Here is a 19,471-nt window from a genome sequence, read left to right as displayed (position 1 = left end):
AGCCTCCATCGGCTCTTCGCGCAAGCCCGGTGGGTCGCGGGAGCAGGCCGTCAGGGCCTGATCTCGGTACGGTGGGACGGTGGATTCGCACTGGCTCACCGCCCCTCCCACCGAGGTGGCAGCGGCCATGGCGACGCAGCGGCGGAGCGCCCGCCCGGCCTGGGTTCCCACCCGGCGACAGATGCTCGTGCACGTCACCTGGAGCCTCATGCTCTGGTACTGCTTCATCGTGTTCATGGCCAACGGCATCCGTGTCGACGGGTACGGCGACAACGACACCGGGCCGGACGACTACCGCGACCTGGCCATCGCCGTGCTCGTGCTCGCGGTGTGGATCGGTGGGGCCCTGCTGCTGCAGCGCTGGGCGAAGCGTCCGCCGTCGCCGCGGGCCCGGCTCGCCGAATGGCGCCAGACTCTCACCGCGCTCGCGAACGGATTCGAGCCGCGGCCGCGCGCGGGCTCGCCGCTGCCGACCCTGATCGCGCAGCCGGCGGGCCGGGCGTCGGCCTATCCGCGGTTCGTGGCGCAGGGCGACGATCGGGTCGAATTCGGAAACCTCGTGATCCGCACGGGGCTGCACGGCAAGCCGGAGACGCGCGGGTATCTCGCGGTCACCCTCCCGTCGGCGCTGCCGCACCTCTATCTCGACTCCCTGGCGAACGGACGCTCGCCCGGTGGTCTTCCCACGAGTGTCGACCGGCAGCAGCGGCTCTCGCTCGAGGGCGACTTCGACCGTCATTTCGAGGCGTACGCTCCAGGGGGGTACGAGACGGATGCCCTCTACGCGCTGACTCCGGATGTGATGGCCGCGCTCATCGACGACGCCTCCGCCTTCGACGTCGAGATCGTCGACGGTCGCGTGATCTTCTCGACCCCCGCGGCGGCGGACTACTCGGATCCGGCCGCGTGGCAGCGGATCGAGATCCTGCTCACCGGCGTCGCCCTCCGCCTCGCGAAGCGCGCCGCCGCCTACCGAGACGACCGTGTTCCTCACCGATATGCCCGCCCGGCCCGGATCATCGGCCCCGACGGCCGACGCCTCACCCACGCCTACCGCAGCCGTGGCCTCTGGCCGATCCTGGGTCGTGTGGGCTGGATCCTCTCCCTGATCCTGCTCTACGCGGTCCCGGGCATCTTCGCCTTCGCGGGCTTCATGTCGATCATCGACGACAGATGAGTTCCGCTGCTGGTCAGCGGTCGGGCAGGTCAACCCCGGTGGCGTCCGCCAGCGAGGCGAGGAGGCGTTCGCGGAAGACCGGGTCGCTCACGGCCGCCGCGGGACGCGGAGCGGCCGGAGAGCCGGCAGCCGAAAGTCGTCAGCCGGCGAGGTCGAGCCGGCTCTGCCGCGGCAGGGGCAGCCGGTAGGCGGGGAGGATGAGCGTCGTGGCGGGCACGGTGGCGGGGTCGATGGCTCTGAGGATGGTCGACATCGGGCTGAGCTCCGGCGCGATCGGTGCCCAGCCGCCCACCAGCTTCATCCGCCTGACGCGGTTGCTCCTCGCCGTCGTCGGTCCTCCGAGGCAGAGCAACCGCCCCCGCACCGGCGACGCGAAGAGCTCCGCCCCTCCGGTCGCGACGGCGCTGATCAGCAACGACAGCTCGTCGACGGGCTGCATCGTGCGGCCCTGCAGGGTGCGGCGGTTGCCCAGGCAGTCGACGGCCGCGACTCCGGCGAACTCGATGCCGAGGATCTCGTCGCGTCCACCCGTCACCGTGAGCGTCATGGCCGCGGGCTCGTGCGGTTCGATCGTGACGGTACCCGTGCCGTTCGGTCCGGCGTCGAGGGTCACGGCGGCGTGTTCGTGAAGGTCGGCCTGCAGGTAGGTTGCGAGGCGCTGCATGCTGTCCATCGGGCTCCAGATCCGTGCGGCGTCGCAACCCAACCTACGGAGCCACCGCCACCGTTCCCCGCACAATCACCTCCGATTCACCCGGGGGTGACGTGCGGGGGATCAGCGCTTCCTGGGTCTGTCGGTCCACCGCGCCGGGTGCGCGCGAGCGAACGCGACGCCGGCCGCGAAGGCCAGCAGCAGGAGCCCGACACCGACGACGACGATGCTCGCGATCGTCACGGGGCCTCCGATCGCGACGCCCGAGGGAAGCGGCTCGTAGCCGATCCAGCTCAGGACGTCTTCAGCACCACGGGGCAGCAGCAGTGTGACGCAGCCGACGACGATGAGCGTGGCCGCCACGACCGCGGAGACCATGAGCGCCGCACGCTGGACCACGACACCTCCCGAAAACGATCAACAGTTGTCGTTAAACAACGTCGATTCCCGCTCGGCCGCAACCCCCAGCGGCCGCATCCGCGCAATCCGGACACTGGCCCGCGCTCGGGGAAGCACGTTGAACCCGGTCGCCCGCGAGCGGACATTCTTAGGTATGACCACGGAGATCGACGAGCTCGCGCTCTGGGAGCAGGCACGGGCCGGCGACGGTCGCGCGTTCGCGCAGCTCTTCGATCTGCACCATCCGCGCGTCTACGGCCGGGCCCTTCGCGAGACGCAGTCGGTGAGTGACGCGGAGGACGTCACGGCGATCGTGTTCCTGGAGTGCTGGAAGCGACGCTCCTCCATCCGGTCGGGCTCGTCGATCATCGGCTGGCTGCTCATCACCACGACCAACACCACGCGCAACCTCGCCCGATCGAGGCGGCGCCACCGTGCCCTCCTCGAGCAGCTCCCACCGCCGGCGCCGCACCCTGATCATGCTGACGCCGTTGCGGCTGCCCTGGACCAGGACGTGGTGGCCGCGCGGGTGAGGACGGCGATGGAGAGGCTCTCCGCACGGGATCGAGAGGTGCTGACCCTGTGCGTGGTCGAGGGGAACACGGTGCCCGAGGCCGCCGCGCGGCTTTCGATTCCGGCCGCGACCGTCAAGACCCGGCTCGCCCGGGCCAGGAAGCGACTCTCCACCCAGGTCGCCCTGCAGTCTTCGTCCGTGTCTCGAGAGGTTCCCTGATGTCGATCGATCCGCAGCGGAGGGATGCCATCCGCGAACTGCTCCTCAAGAACGCCCAACAACCTGCAGCGCAGCCTCGGCGGCGGAGGGGCGGGATCGTAGCCAGCACGCTCCTGGTCGCCGCAGTCACCGTGGGGGTCGTCGCCGTCGTCGCCTCGGCCCTGCCCTTGAGTGACACGATGCTCGCGGCGTCGGATCCGCCCGTTCCCACGATGGAGTCGAGCCCTCTTGCCTCCGGTGTGCAGATCGACTGCGCATCGGGTCGCGACCCGGGCGGCCCCTGGGAGAGAGGGATCCTGGCAGTGCGGGCGGGCGAGGTCGTGGACCGGGACCAGGTGCCGTTCTCCAGCACGCCGACTGAGCCCGTCGTCGATCGGGAGCCCTTGGTGGCACATGCTGAACGGCCACCTGTCGGGGCAGTGTTGTGCTTCGAGATCTGGGATGTCGACGAGGGGTTCGTCCGGTTCGCGCAGCAGGAGTACCGGGGTGACCTCGCGGCCCTCGTGTCGGCACTGACGGGGCCGAACACCCAGCCTCGGGCAGGGGACTGCACCTCGGTCTGGCGGTCGCAGCCCAACCTGTGGATCGTCCTCTCCGATGGATCGACCGTGGCCCCTCGCTGGCCGACCGACGGGTGCGGCGACCTGGTCGGCGACCCAGCGGAGGGACTGCTCGATCCCGCGAACGTCCCGGATCCGACGCCCTGATCGCCGGCACCCTCAGGCTCGAGGACGGTTGCTTCCTGCGGGAGTCCGACGACGAACCCAGGCCGGATGATGCGACCATTGCACTGCGGCCCGGGCTCAGCGGAGGGCGAGGCGGGTCTGGGTGAGGGTCGCACCGCCGTCGGTCTTGAGGGTGCGAAGGAGGCGGTCGAGGGCGGGGGTGCCGCTCACCCGGAGGTGCACGAGGTAGTCGTAGGCTCCCGTGACGTGGACGGCATCCCGGATCTCGGGGATCCGGAGCGCCCAGGCCAGGAACGCCTCCGAGTCGCGCCCCTCACCGAGCCGCACGTCGACGAACGCCTCGAGGCCACCGGCCGGATCCGCGGTGTCGGATGCGAGGACCGCGCGGTACCCGATGATCACACCGTCGCGCTCGAGGCGACGCACCCGAGCCGCCGTCGCATTCGTGCTCAGTCCGATCCGACGCCCGATCGCACTGAAGGATGACCGCCCATCCACCCGAAGAATGTCGATGATCTCTCTGTCTGTGCCATCCATGCGGCCAATCATCTCAGTCGACTGAGAGAAAACTCCGTCGCCGCGAGGGCTCGGCTCCAGAGTCGACCTATGGATGCTCTCGTCTCCTTCGTCTCCGGGTCCGTCGCCGGCCTCGCCCTGGCTGCTCCCCTCGGTGCGATCGGGATCCTCCTCCTTCAGGAAGGGGCCTCTCGTGGGCTCCGTCGCGGCCTTCCCGGCGCCGCAGCCGTCGCGACTGTGGACGTGCTCTATTGCGTGGCCGCTGTTGTCGCCGGCTCCGTCGCCGGACGGTTCGTCGACAGCTGGACGCCGTGGCCTCAGCTCATGGGCGGTTCAGCCGTGATCGCTCTCGGAGTGCGCGGGCTCCTCGCCGCCCGCCGACCGAAGCCGCCTGAGACCGGCCGCCCAGAGGGGCCTGCGCAACCGGCACTCAGGCGCTTCCCTCTCTTCCTGGCGCTCACGGCACTCAACCCGGCGACCCTGCTGTACTTCACCGCGATCCTCACCGGCCTCGACCGCTTCACACAGTCACCATCGACGGCTGCGGCGTTCGTGGCGGGTGTGGGTGTCGCGTCGTTCGGATGGCAGGCCCTGCTGGTCGCGCTCGGTGCGGGCCTCGGGCGGAAGGCCGGACCGGCGATCGCGCGCGGGGCGACCGTCATCGGGCACGGGGTTGTCGTGCTGCTCGGCGTCATCCTCGTCGTTCGCATCCTGCTCGGGCCGGCGCCGTAGAAGGCCTGCCGCCCGCGTCATTCCGGCAGGTCGTCCGGCTGCCCCGAGAGCCGCACCTGCAGGCTCGAGAACGGAAGGATGGCATCCGCCGGAACCGGTCTCGAGATCAGGTAGCCCTGAGCCGAGGTGCAGCCGATCCCCGCGAGGATGGTGAGCTCCTCCTGGCTCTGCACGCCCTCGGCGACCGTCTCGATGCCGAGGTCGCGGGCCAGCCCCACGATCGACCGCACGAGCGCCCGCGCACGCGCATCGGTGGTGAGCGCCGAGACGAAGCTGCGGTCGAGCTTGAGTTCGTCCACGTCGAGGCCGTGCAGCGAGGTGAGGGAGTTGAACCCCGTGCCGAAGTCGTCGAGGGAGACACGCACTCCGGCTGCCCGGAGGGGCGCGAGGGCGGCGGCCACGCGGTCGGGGTCGTCGATGACGTGCTGCTCGGTGATCTCGAGGGTGAGAAGCGAAGGGTGCAGCCCCCGCTCGTGCAGAAGGGGGAGCACGTGGTCGATCGACCCCGGCTCCGTGAGGAAGTCGCCGGAGACGTTCACGGCGACCCGCAGGGGCAGGCCCTGGCGCTCCCACTCCGCCGCCTGGTCGAGCGCCTCGACGAGGATGTCGTGCGTCCATCCGGTCAGGAGCCCGGCGTCCTCCAGCAGCGGGATGAACTGGTCGGGGCCGAGCAGCCCGCGGGTCGGATGCTCCCAGCGGGCGAGCGCCTCCACGCCCTCGACGGCGCCGGTGGAGATGCGGATCTGCGGCTGGTACCACAGCACCACCTGCTCCCGGCCGATCGTCGACCTCAGTTCGTGCAGGCTCCTGAGCCGGTCGAGCGCGTCGGAGGGCTGGTCACCCTCTCCGTCCCGACTCACCCGACCCGTCCGGCGGGCGCGGCGCACGAGGGACTCCGCGTGCTTCATCAGGTCGGCGAAGGTGTCACCGTCGTGGGGGAACACCGCGAGCCCGGCGGTCGACCTCACCACGAGATCGAGGTCGGCGATCCGGATCGGCCGTGAGATGCCGGCTTGCAGGCCGGCTCGCAGGGAATCCCGTTGCTCACCCGGCAGGCCCGGCGCGAACACGACGAACTCACTCCCGCTGAGACGGCTGATCGTCGCATCCGGCGGCGCGGTCTCGCGAAGAGCGGATGCCACGCGGCCGAGCACGTGATCCGTCGCGCCGTGTCCGAGTGCTTCCGAGATCTCCCCGATGTCCTCGAGATCGAGGAGCATGACGGTCGCGGTCGTGAGCGTCGGCAGCGCCGTGTCGGCGCGGTGCTCGACGAGGCCGCGGTTGCCGAGGCCGGTCAGAGGATCGATGTCGAGTTGGGCCCGCAGCTGCCGGCGACGGATGGCGACGGGGATGATGGTGCAGATGACGGTCGCCACCGCCAGGACCACCGCCACGACGGAGCCGGACAGGGCGGGCGCGATCACGAGCACGGCCAGCGCGCACACGATGGCGAGCACGGCGACGGCGGTCCCCACCCGCGACGGGAGTGTGGGGGAGGCCGCGCGTTCGCGGGTCACGCTCCACTGGCAGATCCAGAGCACGATCAGCAGAACCCCGATGCTCCACGCTGCATCGAGCAGCGTGCCCACCACGTAGCCGGAGTCGGGGACATCCAAGGCGTAGACGATGTCGGCGCCGGCGAAGAGAGCGAGTCCCAGCACGAGGAGGAGCCAGGGGGCACCGGAGCGGTCGGAGGCGCGGAGTCCGACGAGTACGGCGATCAGCAGCACGTCGAGCACCGGGTAGGAGAGCGACAGCAGGCTGGCGACGGGGTCCGAGCTGACGACCGTGCTGTCGAGCACGGGGGTCAGCACGAGGGCGAGAACGGATGCCGAGCCGAGCGAACCCACGACGACGTCGAAGATGACGACGGCGCCCCGGCCCGTGAGGAGGTCTCGGCCCGCGAGGACGACCGCGAGGAGGAGCAGCACGTAGAAGGCGAGGTAGAGCAGGTCGGCGGGGGAGGGGAAGGGGGTGATCCCGTCGGTGCCGGTCGCGGCCAGGAACACCGTGTCGGCGAGCACGGTGGCGGTCACCGCTGCGGAGGCGATGACGGGGATGATCTGCTTCGAGGCCATCAGCACGACGGCGGCCCAGCACGTGAGCACGGCCGTCCATTCGGCGGTCATGGAGGCCCACGCGTCGACGACCAGTTCGGCGCTCCCGAAGGAGAGCAGCAGGGTGGCGACGTAGGCGAGCTGGCCCGCGACCGCCACGAGCGCCAGGATGCGCACAGGCACAGGGAGCGCGACGAACGCGCTCCGAGCAGTGGCCGATCGCCTCACGGAATCTCCAACCACGGTGTGCCCCCGGGTTCAGAGTATTGGATCGTGGTGGTCGCGTCTGCCCGCCCCGGGCCGGTCGTCAGATCAGGATGCGCGTGACCACTTCGACCGCGGCGGCCCGCCTCGTCTCGTGAGAGGCGCGCCCGTCGGCCGACAGAAGGCCGACCGGTGCGAGCTGCCAGGCCTGGGCCACGGCGTAGATGATGACGAGGAGGTCGACGGCGCTGATGGCGGGAGACGCTTGCTCCTGCAGTGACTCGACTTTCGCGAGGTAGGTCTCGAGCGGCTCGGAGGCGGCTTCTGGCCGTTCGAGCTGGGCCCAGAGGCAGATGCGCAGCACCTCGGGCCGCCGCTGGTGGAAGTCGAACAGCTCGCCGACCCAGGCCGGGAGCTCGGTCGGTCGCGGTGGCACCTCCTCGGCCATCCGCCGGATGGCGTCGGAGAGCGCCGCATCGAAGAGTCCGCTCTTGTTGCCGAAGTAGGCGTAGATCATGCGGACGTTGCTCTCGGCCTCCCTCGCGATGCGGTCGATCCGGCCGCCGGAGTGACCGTGTGCGGCGAACTCGATCACGGCGGCCGCGAGGATCCGGGCCCGCGTCGCCTCGGCATCTCGCTGCCCCATGGTTCTCCGCTCGTCGGTTGACACGTTCTCCGCCTCGCCCTTAGCCTATAAGTAAATAGATACTTACTTAGGAGCACAATGGATTCCAGCATCGAACGGGCTCTGGCCATCACTCCGGCGTCCCGTGCCGCGGAGCGCACGATCGACATCACCACCACCGGTGCGCAGACGGGCAGGCCCCGGCGCATCGAGGTCTGGTTCTACCGGGTCGACGGCCGCATCTACCTCTCGACGTCGCCGGCCAAGCGCAGCTGGTACGCGAACCTCGTGGCGAATCCGGATTTCGTGTTCCACCTCAAGCACGGCGTGCGGGCCGACCTGCGGGCCGTGGGAACCCCGGTGCTCGACCGCGCAGAGCGGGAGGCCGTGTTCACGTCGATCATCGCCGACCTCAACCAGCCGTGGAACCCGGCCGGCATCCGGCAACCCGTCGAGCCCCTCGAGGAGTGGATGCAGGGCAGTCCCCTCATCGGCGTGGAGTTCCCGGAAGCAGACGCCGCATGAGCGTGGATGCGCCGCGCATCGCCGTGGTCACCGGGGCCAACCGCGGTCTGGGCCTGGCGACCGCCCGCTCCCTCGCCGAGCGCGGTTTCGCCGTGGTGCTGACCTATCGGGGGGATGTCGCCGAGGCTGCCCGTGCCGTGGCGGAGATCCGTGCCGCCGGTGGTGATGCGCTCGCCGCGAGGCTCGATCTGGCGGATGTCTCGTCGTTCGCCGGGTTCGCTGCTTCGCTGCGACGCGGAATCGGCGAGCGGTGGGGGCGTTCCGGCCTCGACGTGCTGGTGAACAACGCGGGGATCGGGGTGTTCGGCCTGCTCGCGGATGCCACCGTGGACGACTTCGAGGCCGTCGTCGGGACGAACCTGCGCGGCACCTTCTTCCTCATCCAGGCATTGGCACCCCACCTCGAAGAAGGCGGCCGGATCATCAACGTGTCCACGTCGCTCACCCGTCACCTCAGCCCGGGCACCTCGCTCTACGCGGCGTCGAAGGCAGCCGTGGAGGCTCTCACCCGGAGCCTCGCGGTGGAGCTCGGGCCACGCGGCATCCGCGTCAACAGCATCGCACCCGGCCCCACGGCCACCGACTTCAACGGCGGCGCGATGCGCGACGACCCTGAACTCCGCAGCACGCTGGCCGCACAGACCGCGCTGGGCAGGGTCGGGCAGCCTGACGAGATCGCGGATGCGATCGCGGCGCTGGCGTCGGACGACCTCCGTTGGGTGACGGCCGAGCGCCTCGAGGTCTCGGGCGGCACGCTGCTCTGAGCGGGTCGCGCAGGCAACGGAGATGTCCCCGAGCAGCCGCTCGATCCAGCCAGAGGTCGCCGCGAGCCGTGGCCCCAGTGCTGGTCGAGCACCTCGCGGAGCTTGGCGGAGAACGCCTCGGGCTGGCCGGCGTAGCCGAACTCGCCGCCCATGAAGCCGCCGTGGTGGCTGGGGAAGACCGTCGCCTGCCGGCCGAGCCGTTCGGCGAGCCCGCGGGGGTCGTAGGTCACGACGGTGCAGTCGCTGCGGCGCACCAGCGCTTCTTCCGCAGCGACTGCCCCCGGCGCTGGTCAGCGGAAGTCGCCGACCTGTTGGTCGACCGGCACCGTGCCCTCCACCACCACGTCGCCCGTGTGGGCGGTGGTGACGGTCTCGATGAGCACGATCTCCACCTCCTCCTCGGCGACGGGATTGTGCTGCACGCCGCGGGGGACGACGTAGAACTGCCCAGGGGTGAGCACGACCTCCTGATCGTCGGGGAGCTGGATGCGAAGCCGGCCCGAGACCACGAGGAACATCTCGTCCTCCGCGGCGTGGGCGTGCCAGACCAGCTCGCCGAGCAGCTTCGCGACCTTCACGTACTGGTCGTTCACGCGCCCGACGACGCGCGGCGTCCAATGGGCCTCGACCTGGCGGAGCTCGGCGGCGACATCGATGCTGGAGAGAGCGTTCATGCACTCATCCTGGCGGCTACCGTCTGTGTATGGCCACACCGATGATGTTCCACCCCGCCCTGCCGTACAGCCCAAGGAACCCCGCCCTCGAGCTGGACGTCCTGGTCCCGCACTGTGGATCCGGGACCGACCCGCTCCCCGTGGCGATCTTCTTCCACGGCGGCGGCTGGCACGAGGGCGACCGGGGCGCGGGGATGCACCCGTGGCTGAACCCTTTGCTGGCAACCCGAGGCTACGTGACCGTCTCGGTCACCTACCGCCTGAGCGGCGCCGCGACGTGGCCGGCGCAGTACGACGACGCCCTCGACGCCCTGACCTGGGTGCAGGATCACATCGCCGACTTCGGGGGAGACCCGTCGCGGATCGCGGTCTGGGGCTTCTCGGCCGGGGCGCACCTCGCGGCTCACCTGGCCCTCCGCGAGCCGGTCGTGGTCAAAGCGGCGTCGCTCGCGGCCTGCCCGACCGACCTGCGCGACACCGACGTCGACGACTCCCACGAGGTGACGTGGCTGACGGGCCCTTCCCCGACCGCGGCGACGCTGGCCGACGTGAGCCCGATCACGTGGGTGACCCCGGATGCGCCACCCACCCTGCTCGCACACGGCACGGCCGACGAGATCGTCGACTTCACTCAGGCGCTGGCGCTCCGAGATGCCCTGACCGCCGCGGGCACCGCTGTCGAGCTGCACGAGATCCCGGACGCAACGCACTCCTGGGCGGACAGGCCCACGCCCGAACCGACCGACCCGACCACGAACTTCGGCACCGTCACGGCGGAGTTCTTCGACCGCGTGCTCTAGGCCTCTGCTGACGTCATCGCGTCCGAGGCGAGTTCATGGGGAGAGGCGACTCCGGCCGCCCGAGTGGCCGATCTCGAGGGGCCCGGCCTCCGGGCGGAGGATGACCTTCGACAGGTAGAGCGGCCGCGAGCCCAGGTGGATCGTCTGCGTCACGATCAGCACGGGCGACGACGGCCGGATCCGAAGCAGCTTCGCGCGGACGACTCCGGGGGTGCCCACGGTGACCTCCGACCCTCCGCCGCCGAAGGCCGGGCCGAGTTCCGCCGCGAGGCTGCCGAGAATGGTTCGATCGGGATCGGGGTTCTCGACCAGGCGCTGCACGGGGGTTCCGAACGTCTGCAGATCCCGGCCGCCCGGCAGATGCTCCTGCACCAGAGCGATGGGCTCGCCGGACGCCGCCAGCACCGACTCGATGAACCAGGTCGACGACCGCGGCGTGATCCCGAGCCCTTCGGCGATGAACGAGGCCGACTCCTGCTGCAGCGTCACCTCGGTGCGGCGAACCGAGAGGTCGGGGAAGCGGAGGCCGAGGATCTCCTCCAGAGGCCGCAATCGCTCGAACCCCACAGCGGGAAGGTCGCCGGAGACGACGCGACCGATTCCCCGCCGCGACCGCAGCAGTCCGTCCTCCTCGAGCAGGAGCAGTGCCTCTCGCACGACGGTGCGACTGACCTCCATGGCGTCGCCCAGCTCGCTCTCGCTCGGCAGGAGCGACTCGGGCGGCAGCGCACCCGAGCGGATGGCGCCGGCGATCCGGTCGTAGACCTCCACCCGGAGCGGGACTCCGGGCCGTGTGGTGATGGACCCCTGCAGAACGGACACGGCTCCATCAAAACATATGCATGTGTCAGACTGGCTTGTATGACAGGCGCGTCTTACCCGGTGGTCGAAGTCCTCCGCACGAGGCACACCGGGTATCTGCTGTTCACCTCGCTGCTCGGGCGACTGCCCGGGGCGATGGCCGCCCTCGCGCTCGTGCAGCTCGTGCGCTCCACGAGCGGCGACTTCGGCTTCGCCGGCCTCATCACCGCGGTCTACGTGGTCGCCGGAGCGGTGGGGCAGCCCCTGCTCGGCCGGCTCATCGACCGCCTCGGTCAGATCGCCGTCCTGGCGGTCAGCGGCATCCTGAGCTTTCTCGCCTTCACGGGAATGGCGTTGACCCTCGAACCGCTGCCGGGCCCGGCGGTGGCGCTCGCCGCAGCAGCCGGAGTGTTCACACCGCCGCTCGAGCCGGCACTCCGGGCGCTGTGGCCGCGACTCGTGGCCCCTGGCCCGCAGCTGAAGGCGGCCTTCAGCCTGGATGCCGGCGCCCAGGAGATCATCTTCATCCTCGGCCCGCTGCTGACCGTCGCGGGCATCGCGGTCTTCGGCCCGATCGGCAACCTCTTGTTCGCGGGAGGGCTCGGGCTGATCGGCGCGCTCGCCTTCGTCCTCAACCCCGCACCGCGCGCTGCCTCGGTCGAGCGTCGCAGCGTCGCGACGCGGTCCGGCGTCCGCTCGCCGATCCTCGTTCCGGCGATCGCGCGTGTCGCCGTCTTCACGTTCGGCATCGGAGTGCCCGTCGGCGCACTGACCATCGTCGCGACCGCCTCCGAGGCGGCCCGCTCCGCCGACGGCCTCGCCGGTTGGATCCTCGCGGTCAACGCGCTCGGAGCTCTCATCGGTGCCACCGTCGTCGGCATCCGCCCCCTCGGCTCCACCCCGGCCCGTCTCCTCACCGCGTGCGGTCTCCTCCTGGCCCTCGGGTACCTCCCGCTCGCAGCGACGGCGTCGCCGACGTGGGCGTACGTCATCGCAGCGGGTGTCTCGGGGTTGATGCTCCCGCCCACCCTGGGCCAGGTCTTCGAGCGGATCTCCCAACTCAGCCCCGCTGCCGCGCTCACCGAGGCCAACGGCTGGGTCGTCAGCGCCATGACCCTCGGAGTCGGCGCGGGCACGCTCGCGGCGGGTGCGGTGGTGGGTTCCGCCGGCACGGCCGCGGTGACGTGGGTCGTGCTCGGCGCGTCGGCGCTCACGGCGCTCCTGGCCCTGATCGCCTTGCGCGACCATGAAAGGCGCACCGCCAGTAGCCTGGCTGCGAACCGGTGAAACGCTCGGCATGCGACGAGAGAGAGCAACGGATGAGCATATTGCGCTACGGGATCAACCTGACTCTCGACGGCTGCGTGCATCACGAGGCGGGACTCGCCCCCGACGAGGACTCGATGCGCTTTTGGACCGCCGAGATCGACCGGGCAGACGCTCTCCTGTACGGCCGCGTGACCTACGAGATGATGGAGTCGGCCTGGCGGCGGCCGGCCTCCGGGGTGTGGCCGGGCTGGATGGACGAGTGGGACGTGCCGTTCGCCGAGAGCATCGACAGCACGAAGAAGCACGTCGTGTCGAGCACGCTGCAGCCCGGCGAGGTCGACTGGAACGCCGAGCTCCTGCGGGGCGATCTGGAGCAGGCGGTGCGGCAGCTGAAGGAGGAGCCGGGGGAGGCCATCTCGGTCGGAGGCGTGACGCTGCCGCTGGCGCTGGCCGATCTCGGGTTGATCGACGAGTACGCGTTCGTCGTGCATCCGGTGATCGCCGGGCACGGGCCGACCCTGTTCGCAGGCCTGCGCGAGCGGGTGCAGCTCGAGCTCGTCGATCGCCAGGAGTTCCGGTCGGGGGCGGTCGCGTCGCTGTACCGCCCCGTCGTCACGTGAGAACAGCGCGGCTCTCTGGGCTACCCGCGCACCGCCGCGCGGATCCTGTCGACCGGGAACTTCGGTGAGCGGTCCGCGTAGAGCAGGCCGTTCGTCTCCTGCCCGGTGTCGGTGAGCTGGGTGTAGCAGAACCCGGAGAGGGGCTTCGCCGAGCCGACGGTGAGGAGGATGGCGCTCACCTGCTTCTCGAACGACTCCGCATCGGGCGCCGTGGAGTAGCCCCAGTCGCTCGAGTCGCCCGTCTCGAGGCTCACCCCGCCGAATTCGGTGAGCATGACCGGCCGGGGCGTCCGCGCCTCTCCGCCTTCCGCGGACATCCGCCGGCCCGCCGGCCCGAACCCGCGGATCATCCGCTGCAGGCCCTCCGCGTTACCGTAGCGTTCGGCGAGTGCGGCAGGGTCGGCGTCGTAGTCGTGGATCGTCATGATGTCGGAGTCCGTGTGCTCCCAGCCGTCGTTGGAGATGACCGGCCGCGTGCCGTCGAGGGCCCGGGTCAGATCGGCGATCGCGCGACTGAAGGCGCGCTGGCGGGGGTCGTGCGAGATGTGCTGAACGCCCCAGCTCTCGTTCAGCGGCACCCAGGCGATGATCGACGGATGCGAACGGTCCCGTTCGAGCACGGCGGTCCACTCGGCCACGAGCGCGCCGATCGCCTTCGGATCGAAGGCGTAGGCGCTGGCCGTCTCGCCCCACAGCATCAAGCCGAGCCGATCGGCCCAGTAGAGGAAGCGCGGATCCTCGACCTTCTGATGGATGCGCGCCGTGTTGAACCCCAGTTCGAGGATCAGTTCGACTTCGCGGCGCAGCGTCGCCGCCGTGGCGGCGAGATGCGATTCGGGCCAGTAGTTCTGCGCCAGCACCGACCGCAGGTAGATCGGCCGATCGTTGAGCAGCAGCCCCTCCTCGCACGTCGCGACGCTGCGGAGCCCGAGGTAGCTCGACACGGCGTCCGTCGGCGGAGCCGCGGGATCGTGCGACTGCACGGAGATCCGTGCTCCGATCAGTGTCGGAGATGAGGGGCTCCAGAGCAGTTCCTCGTACTGCTGGCCGTTGAGCTGACGGGGGATGACCAGGCGCACGGAGACCGCGCGTTCACCCATCGTCCGCACCGTGGTGGCGGCGATCGTCTCGCCGCCGTGGGTGAGCGTGACGTCCACCGAGTCGGCGCCTGCGACGAGCCCGGCCAGCTCGATGTCGGCCTCCACCGTCGACGTCGTCAGGTCGGACCTCCAGATGATCGATTCGACGGAGACGGGGGGAACCCACTCGAGCCAGACCGGCTGCCAGATGCCGGTCGTGCGGTGGTACCAGATGGTGTGGGGTTCCTCGCGCCAGTCCTGTTTTCCGCGCAGGGTCGAGACATCGCTCGGCAGATCGACCGCGCGCACCACGATCGTGAACTCCCCGCCCCCGGCGCGCACGACGTGGGAGATGTCGGCCGAGAACGGGGTCTGCCCACCGGTGTGCGTGGCCACGAGGTGCCCGTTCACCCAGACGCTGGCCGCGTGGTCGACCGCACCGAAGTGCAGCAGCACCCTCCCGGGATCCGAGTCCGCGCCCGTCGGCGACCCCGCCGCCTGCAGCTCGGCCGCGCCGAACGTGCGCCGGTACCACGCTCGCGAGTGGAACCCGGTCTCATGGATGCCCGATGCGGGCGATTCCGGCGGGAATGGCACCTCGATGCGACGCGTGAACGGCACGTCGTCGTGCTCGTACTCCTCGGCGTCGTCCCAGGCGAAGTCCCAGGTGCCCGAGAGGTCGTGCCAGCGGGGGCGCATCAGCTGCGGCCTCGGGTAGGTGCCGTCCTGCGTCGTCGCGTCCGGGGTCTGGGTCGTGGTCATTGCGCGGGTCCTTTCGTGCTGGCGCGATGGGCGATCGTGAACCCGACGGTGTGCATTCCCGGTGCGGGGGGTTGTGCGAGCAGGAGATCGATGGCCGTCGCGACGAGCTCGGCGGTGTGCGGCGACACGGAACTGAGAGTCGGCGTGCTGTACTGACCCTCCTCGATGTCGTCGAAGCCGATCACCGCGACGTCGTCGGGCACCCTGACGTTCGCCGTGGAGAGAGTGTGCATCGCTCCGAGGGCGAGGAGGTCGTTGAAGGCGAAGATGCCGTCGGGCTCGAGTCCGGCGCTCAGGATCGTGCGGGCGGCGCGGGCGCCGTCGGCACGGTGGAAGCCGTCGACGGGCAGGATCAACGACTCGTCGACCGGGATGCCGGCCTCCTCCAACGCGGCGCGATAGCCGGCGAGCCGCAGCAGCGCCGTTTCGTTCGGGCCGTGCTCCTGGGCCCCGATCGCGGCGATGCGCCGGCAGCCGATCGACAGCAGGTGCTGTGTCGCCGCCTTCGCCGCAGCCGTGTTGTCGACGGTGACGTGCGGAAAGGTGCTGGTGCCGATGTGCTCGCCCAGCAGCACGAGCGGAGTGCTGTCGCGGCGGCCCTCGAGGTCACCGGCACTCAGTGCGAGTGGGCTGAGGATGATGCCGTCGACCGCCGTCGCCCCGATGCCTTCGCTGATCTTGCGCTCGACATCGGCGAGGCCGTCGGTCTGATTCACCAGCACGGTGATCATGCGTCCTTGGGCCTCGCGCACCAGGGAGGCGGCGAGTTCGGCGAAGTACGGCTGGCTGAGCTCGGGCACGGCGAGGGCGATCATGCCGCTCCGCCCGCTGCGCAGCTGCCGGGCGGCGGCGTTCGGTCGGTAACCGACCTCCAGCAGCGCCACCTGCACGCGCTCGCGCAGCTCGTCGGTCACCCAGCCGGTTCCGTTCACCACGTTCGACACCGTCTTGGCCGAGACGCCGACGCGATCGGCGACGTCCTTCAATGTGGGCCGCGCCATTGCCGACCTCCTTTCCGCATCGCCGGGACCGGGATGGTCACCTTCACGGTAACGCCTTGTTCAACGATTACCAGTCATGTATAACGGTATTTGTCCTCTCGTTCAACGTTGAACGACTCACGAAGGAGAAAGTCGATGAAGACACAGCAGCGACGCGGTTCACGCGAACGGCGTTCCCGTCACACGATCCGCCCGCTCACCGTGGTGGCCGCCCTGGCGGTCACCGGCCTCGCGCTCGCCGGCTGCACCGGCCAGGGCTCGGGCGGCGGCAGCGACGACCAGCCCGACGCCTCGGGCAAGGTCACCCTCGACTTCTGGAACGGGTTCACCGGCCCTGACGGACCGGCGCTCGAGAAGGTCATCGAAGACTTCAACGCCTCGCAGGACGACGTCGAGGTCAAGGCCAACATCATGCCGTGGGACACCCTGTACCAGAAGGTGCTCACATCGGTCGCCGGCAACGACGGCCCCGACATCATCGCGATGTCGGCGTCGCGCATGCCGCAGTTCGCGAGCCAGGGCCTGTTCGAACCGCTCGACGACTACTACTCGGATGCCGGCAACGACACCGAAGCCCTCGCCACCGCCGCGGTCGATGCCTCGGTGTTCGACGGCGTCAACTACGGGGTGCCGGTGAACTTCACCCCGATGATGATGTACTACAACAAGGATCTCTTCACCGCCGCCGGCCTCGACCCCGAGAAGCCGCCCACCACGTGGGACGAGCTCGCGTCGATGGTGCCCAAGCTCACCGTCGACGAGAACGGCGACGGCCAGCCCGAGCAGTTCGCGATGGCGCTCGGCGACCACGAGACGGTTCCCGTCTTCGCCTCCCTGCTGTGGGGCACGGGCGGCAGCATCGCCAACGACGACGGCACGAAGTCGACGCTGGGAGACCCCGAGTCGATCGAGGCGCTCGACTTCTGGGTGTCGCTCATCCGCGACCAAAAGGCCACCCAGATCGGCATGTCGGGTGCGGATGCGGACAAGCTGTTCCAGACGCAGAAGGCCGCCATCGAGATCGTCGGACCGTGGATGACGACCGGTTTCGACGAAGCCGGTCTCAATTACGGTCTCGCCAAGCCGCCTGCGGGCCCGACGGACGAGGCGGTGCTCGCCGACGTCGTGTCGATGGGTCTGCCCGCCGGAACGAGCGACGCGCAGAAGGAGGCGGCCTACGAGTTCTTCGCGTACTGGAACTCGGTCGAGGCCCAGACCACCTGGTCCGATGGATCCGGCTTCCCGCCGAACCGCGCCGACGTGGCCGACAAGGTGACCGCGAGCCCCTACCCCGCGATCTTCGGTGCCGCCGAGGTCACGGATGTCTCGAAGACCCTCCTGCCCGGTGTCGCCAGCGGCGGCCCGATCATGGAGACCATCTTCAATCCCTCGGTTCAGAAGGCACTGAACGGAGAGGGCTCGGTCGAGGACATCTTCACCGACGCCTCCGCCCAGGTGCAGGCCGAACTCGACAAGTGATCCACCCGGAGGGCGGGTGCTTCCCGCGCCCGTCCTCCGCGAAAGGCACACCATGACGACCACCGCAGAACGCCCCGCGGTCAAGCTCCCGCCGCCCAAGCGCCGCCGGCCCGCGCTGCGGGTCAGCGGCCGCCGCTCCCTCACCGCGTGGCTCTTCCTCACGCCGACCCTGCTCATCCTGATCGCGTTCACGGTCTACCCGATGGTGCAGGCGCTGTACCTGTCCTTCACCGACTACAACCTGATCAGGGCGGCCGAGTGGGTCGGCATCGACAACTACACCGAACTGCTCTCCGACAGTGCATTCTGGAACGCCTTCGGCAACACGGTGCTCTACGCCGTGGTGGTCACCCCGGTGACCGTCGTGCTGGCACTCGCCTTCGCGCTGATGCTGAACCAGGCGTTCCACGGCCGGGCGTTCGCCCGCACCGCGATCTTCCTGCCGTTCATCGTCTCCCTCGGCATCATCGCGATCGCCTGGGCCTTCCTGCTCGACCCGAACATCGGTCTGATCTCGCACTGGCTGAGCCTCGTCGGGATCGTCCCCGAGCAGGGCTGGCTGAGCGACCCGCGCTATGCGATGGCCGCGGTGATGATCGTGGGCGTCTGGAAGAACGTCGGCTTCTACATGGTGATCTACCTGGCAGGCCTGCAGTCGATCCCCGTCGACATGTACGAGGCGGCGCGGCTCGACGGCGCCGGGGTGTGGCAGCGGTTCCGCAACGTGACGTTGCCCCTGCTCTCGAACCAGACCCTGCTCGTGTCGGTGCTGGCGCTGATCGCGACCCTGCAGGCCTTCGACCAGATCTACGTGATGACGAGGGGCGGGCCGTTCTTCCGCACCGAGACACTCGTGATGCTGGTCTACCGCGAGGGCTTCCAGGAGCTGCGCTTCGGCTACGCGTCGGCGATCTCCTTCGTGCTCGTGCTCTTCGTGTTCATCCTCTCGATGGTGCAGTTCGGCTATCTCCGACGTAAGCAGGTGACCTACTGATGGCGATCACGGCAACGAGGCCGACCGGTGCCGGAAAGCCCACCGGGCCCGGTGAGGCGAGCACCGCATCCGCTCGCCGTCGTCGCCCGGTGAACACCCGCCGGGCCGCCACGTGGCTGCTCGCCATCACCTCCATCGCCATCGGCCTGCTCATGCTGCTGCCGATCATCTGGATGGTGTTCACCGCCTTCAAGCCCGAGAGCGACATCGTCAGTGCGCCGCCCACTCTCTGGCCGCGCGAACTCACCCTCGAGCACTTCGTGGAGGTGTGGGATCGCATCCCGTTCGCCCGTCTCTACGTGAACACCATCGTCTTCGCCGGCAGCGTGACGATCATCTCGCTGCTGTTCGACTCGATGGCCGCCTACGCTCTGGCCCGCCTGCCGTTCAAGGGCCGGGCCGTGGTGATGGTGCTCATCCTGCTGCTGCTGATGCTGCCGTTCCAGGTGACGCTCATCCCGCTCTACGACATGCTGAACGGGCTGGGGCTCACGAACACCCTCCCGGGCCTGATCATCCCGAGGATGACGAACGCCTTCGGCATCTTCTTCCTCACGCAGTTCTTCCTCTCGCTGCCGAAGGACCTGGAGGAGGCGGCGCGGGTCGACGGAGCATCCGAATGGCGTATCTACTGGGGCATCATCATGCCGCTGTCGCGCCCGGCCCTGCTGACCCTCGGGCTCTTCCACTTCCAGTACAACTGGAACGATCTGCTCTGGCCGCTCGTGATGTCGTCGTCGGTGGAGACCTCCACCCTGCCGGCCGGACTCGCCCTGTTCATGGGGCAGCACGTCGTGGAGTACGGGCTGCTGATGGCCGGGTCGCTCCTCGCGATGCTCCCGGTCATCCTCTTCTTCCTCCTCATCCAGCGCAGTTTCGTGGCCGGTATCGCCACCACGGGCCTCAAATGACGAAAGGATGC

General features: G+C 69.6%; 21 protein-coding genes. 12 read left to right on the top strand and 9 right to left on the bottom strand.

Annotated features, from left to right (window positions below):
• The first annotated feature begins 79 nt into the window (after positions 1 to 79).
• On the top strand, positions 80 to 1,177 hold the full coding sequence (locus tag N1028_RS01785) for a hypothetical protein (protein WP_259525046.1): 1,098 nt from the start codon (positions 80 to 82) through the stop codon (positions 1,175 to 1,177).
• 139 nt (positions 1,178 to 1,316) lie between these two features.
• Here the strand turns inward: N1028_RS01785 and N1028_RS01780 are convergent, their stop codons facing one another.
• Positions 1,317 to 1,841 (bottom strand): hypothetical protein, encoded by a 525-nt coding sequence (locus tag N1028_RS01780; protein ID WP_259525044.1) that lies wholly within the window; start codon positions 1,839 to 1,841, stop codon positions 1,317 to 1,319.
• A gap of 111 nt (positions 1,842 to 1,952) precedes the next feature.
• Positions 1,953 to 2,228 carry a hypothetical protein gene (locus N1028_RS01775; RefSeq protein WP_259525043.1) on the bottom strand — a complete coding sequence of 92 codons (276 nt, stop codon included), beginning with the start codon at positions 2,226 to 2,228 and terminating at the stop codon, positions 1,953 to 1,955.
• On the opposite strand from N1028_RS01775, the gene N1028_RS01770 reads away from it, so the two are divergent.
• The gene (locus tag N1028_RS01770) at positions 2,206 to 2,961 is read left to right on the top strand and encodes an RNA polymerase sigma factor (protein WP_259525042.1); all 756 of its coding nucleotides are present in this window, start codon (positions 2,206 to 2,208) and stop codon (positions 2,959 to 2,961) included. The genes N1028_RS01775 and N1028_RS01770 overlap by 23 nt on opposite strands.
• On the top strand, positions 2,961 to 3,668 hold the full coding sequence (locus tag N1028_RS01765; RefSeq protein ID WP_259525041.1) for a hypothetical protein: 708 nt from the start codon (positions 2,961 to 2,963) through the stop codon (positions 3,666 to 3,668). The genes N1028_RS01770 and N1028_RS01765 overlap by 1 nt, the downstream gene beginning before the upstream one ends.
• 96 nt (positions 3,669 to 3,764) lie before the next feature.
• Here the strand turns inward: N1028_RS01765 and N1028_RS01760 are convergent, their stop codons facing one another.
• Positions 3,765 to 4,184, bottom strand: a complete 420-nt coding sequence (locus tag N1028_RS01760) for an Lrp/AsnC family transcriptional regulator (RefSeq protein ID WP_259525040.1) — start codon at positions 4,182 to 4,184, stop codon at positions 3,765 to 3,767.
• A 69-nt stretch (positions 4,185 to 4,253) separates the two neighbouring features.
• Between N1028_RS01760 and N1028_RS01755 the strand changes: the two genes are divergently transcribed.
• Positions 4,254 to 4,895, top strand: coding sequence for a LysE family transporter (locus N1028_RS01755; RefSeq protein ID WP_259525039.1), 642 nt, complete (start codon positions 4,254 to 4,256; stop codon positions 4,893 to 4,895).
• A 17-nt stretch (positions 4,896 to 4,912) separates the two neighbouring features.
• Here the strand turns inward: N1028_RS01755 and N1028_RS01750 are convergent, their stop codons facing one another.
• Together N1028_RS01750 and N1028_RS01745 are read right to left on the bottom strand one after the other, a co-directional pair.
• Positions 4,913 to 7,180 carry a putative bifunctional diguanylate cyclase/phosphodiesterase gene (locus tag N1028_RS01750; RefSeq protein WP_259525038.1) on the bottom strand — a complete coding sequence of 756 codons (2,268 nt, stop codon included), beginning with the start codon at positions 7,178 to 7,180 and terminating at the stop codon, positions 4,913 to 4,915.
• Positions 7,181 to 7,259: 79 nt separating this feature from the next.
• Entirely contained in the window at positions 7,260 to 7,802 is a 543-nt protein-coding gene (locus N1028_RS01745) for a TetR/AcrR family transcriptional regulator (RefSeq protein WP_259525037.1), read from the bottom strand.
• Between the two features lie 78 nt (positions 7,803 to 7,880).
• On the opposite strand from N1028_RS01745, the gene N1028_RS01740 reads away from it, so the two are divergent.
• On the top strand, positions 7,881 to 8,306 hold the full coding sequence (locus tag N1028_RS01740; protein ID WP_259525036.1) for a nitroreductase/quinone reductase family protein: 426 nt from the start codon (positions 7,881 to 7,883) through the stop codon (positions 8,304 to 8,306).
• Positions 8,303 to 9,070, top strand: a complete 768-nt coding sequence (locus tag N1028_RS01735; RefSeq protein ID WP_259525035.1) for an SDR family NAD(P)-dependent oxidoreductase — start codon at positions 8,303 to 8,305, stop codon at positions 9,068 to 9,070. Before N1028_RS01740 ends, N1028_RS01735 begins: the two co-directional genes overlap by 4 nt.
• Before the next feature lie 290 nt (positions 9,071 to 9,360).
• Here the strand turns inward: N1028_RS01735 and N1028_RS01730 are convergent, their stop codons facing one another.
• Complete coding sequence (locus tag N1028_RS01730; protein WP_259525034.1) at positions 9,361 to 9,744, bottom strand: cupin domain-containing protein; 384 nt, start codon at positions 9,742 to 9,744, stop codon at positions 9,361 to 9,363.
• A gap of 29 nt (positions 9,745 to 9,773) precedes the next feature.
• Between N1028_RS01730 and N1028_RS01725 the strand changes: the two genes are divergently transcribed.
• Positions 9,774 to 10,544 (top strand): alpha/beta hydrolase, encoded by a 771-nt coding sequence (locus N1028_RS01725; RefSeq protein ID WP_259525033.1) that lies wholly within the window; start codon positions 9,774 to 9,776, stop codon positions 10,542 to 10,544.
• Positions 10,545 to 10,577: 33 nt separating this feature from the next.
• Here N1028_RS01725 and N1028_RS01720 read toward each other — a convergent pair whose 3' ends face one another.
• Positions 10,578 to 11,366 carry a GntR family transcriptional regulator gene (locus tag N1028_RS01720; RefSeq protein WP_259525032.1) on the bottom strand — a complete coding sequence of 263 codons (789 nt, stop codon included), beginning with the start codon at positions 11,364 to 11,366 and terminating at the stop codon, positions 10,578 to 10,580.
• A gap of 39 nt (positions 11,367 to 11,405) precedes the next feature.
• Between N1028_RS01720 and N1028_RS01715 the strand changes: the two genes are divergently transcribed.
• Together N1028_RS01715 and N1028_RS01710 are read left to right on the top strand one after the other, a co-directional pair.
• The gene (locus N1028_RS01715) at positions 11,406 to 12,632 is read left to right on the top strand and encodes an MFS transporter (protein WP_259525031.1); all 1,227 of its coding nucleotides are present in this window, start codon (positions 11,406 to 11,408) and stop codon (positions 12,630 to 12,632) included.
• Positions 12,633 to 12,664: 32 nt separating this feature from the next.
• Positions 12,665 to 13,234 (top strand): dihydrofolate reductase family protein, encoded by a 570-nt coding sequence (locus N1028_RS01710; RefSeq protein WP_259525030.1) that lies wholly within the window; start codon positions 12,665 to 12,667, stop codon positions 13,232 to 13,234.
• A gap of 20 nt (positions 13,235 to 13,254) precedes the next feature.
• On the opposite strand, the gene N1028_RS01705 is transcribed toward N1028_RS01710, so the two are convergent.
• The gene (locus tag N1028_RS01705) at positions 13,255 to 15,075 is read right to left on the bottom strand and encodes a glycoside hydrolase family 2 TIM barrel-domain containing protein (RefSeq protein ID WP_259525029.1); all 1,821 of its coding nucleotides are present in this window, start codon (positions 15,073 to 15,075) and stop codon (positions 13,255 to 13,257) included.
• Complete coding sequence (locus N1028_RS01700) at positions 15,072 to 16,076, bottom strand: LacI family DNA-binding transcriptional regulator (RefSeq protein WP_259525028.1); 1,005 nt, start codon at positions 16,074 to 16,076, stop codon at positions 15,072 to 15,074. The genes N1028_RS01705 and N1028_RS01700 overlap by 4 nt, the downstream gene beginning before the upstream one ends.
• A 135-nt stretch (positions 16,077 to 16,211) precedes the next feature.
• Between N1028_RS01700 and N1028_RS01695 the strand changes: the two genes are divergently transcribed.
• From N1028_RS01695 to N1028_RS01685, 3 genes are read left to right on the top strand one after another with little or no spacing between them, the layout of a single operon-like run.
• A complete protein-coding gene (locus N1028_RS01695) occupies positions 16,212 to 17,555 on the top strand; it encodes an ABC transporter substrate-binding protein (RefSeq protein ID WP_259525027.1) in 1,344 nt (447 codons plus the stop codon).
• A 52-nt stretch (positions 17,556 to 17,607) separates the two neighbouring features.
• Complete coding sequence (locus N1028_RS01690) at positions 17,608 to 18,549, top strand: carbohydrate ABC transporter permease (RefSeq protein ID WP_259525026.1); 942 nt, start codon at positions 17,608 to 17,610, stop codon at positions 18,547 to 18,549.
• Positions 18,549 to 19,460 carry a carbohydrate ABC transporter permease gene (locus tag N1028_RS01685; protein WP_259525025.1) on the top strand — a complete coding sequence of 304 codons (912 nt, stop codon included), beginning with the start codon at positions 18,549 to 18,551 and terminating at the stop codon, positions 19,458 to 19,460. The genes N1028_RS01690 and N1028_RS01685 overlap by 1 nt, the downstream gene beginning before the upstream one ends.
• Positions 19,461 to 19,471 lie beyond the last annotated feature (11 nt).

The sequence above is a fragment of the Herbiconiux oxytropis genome (assembly GCF_024979315.1).
In the GTDB taxonomy this organism is placed as follows: Bacteria; Actinomycetota; Actinomycetes; order Actinomycetales; family Microbacteriaceae; genus Herbiconiux; species Herbiconiux oxytropis.
The sequence above is the reverse complement of the archived record's forward strand: the minus strand, read 5'-3'. Positions and strand labels throughout refer to the sequence as shown.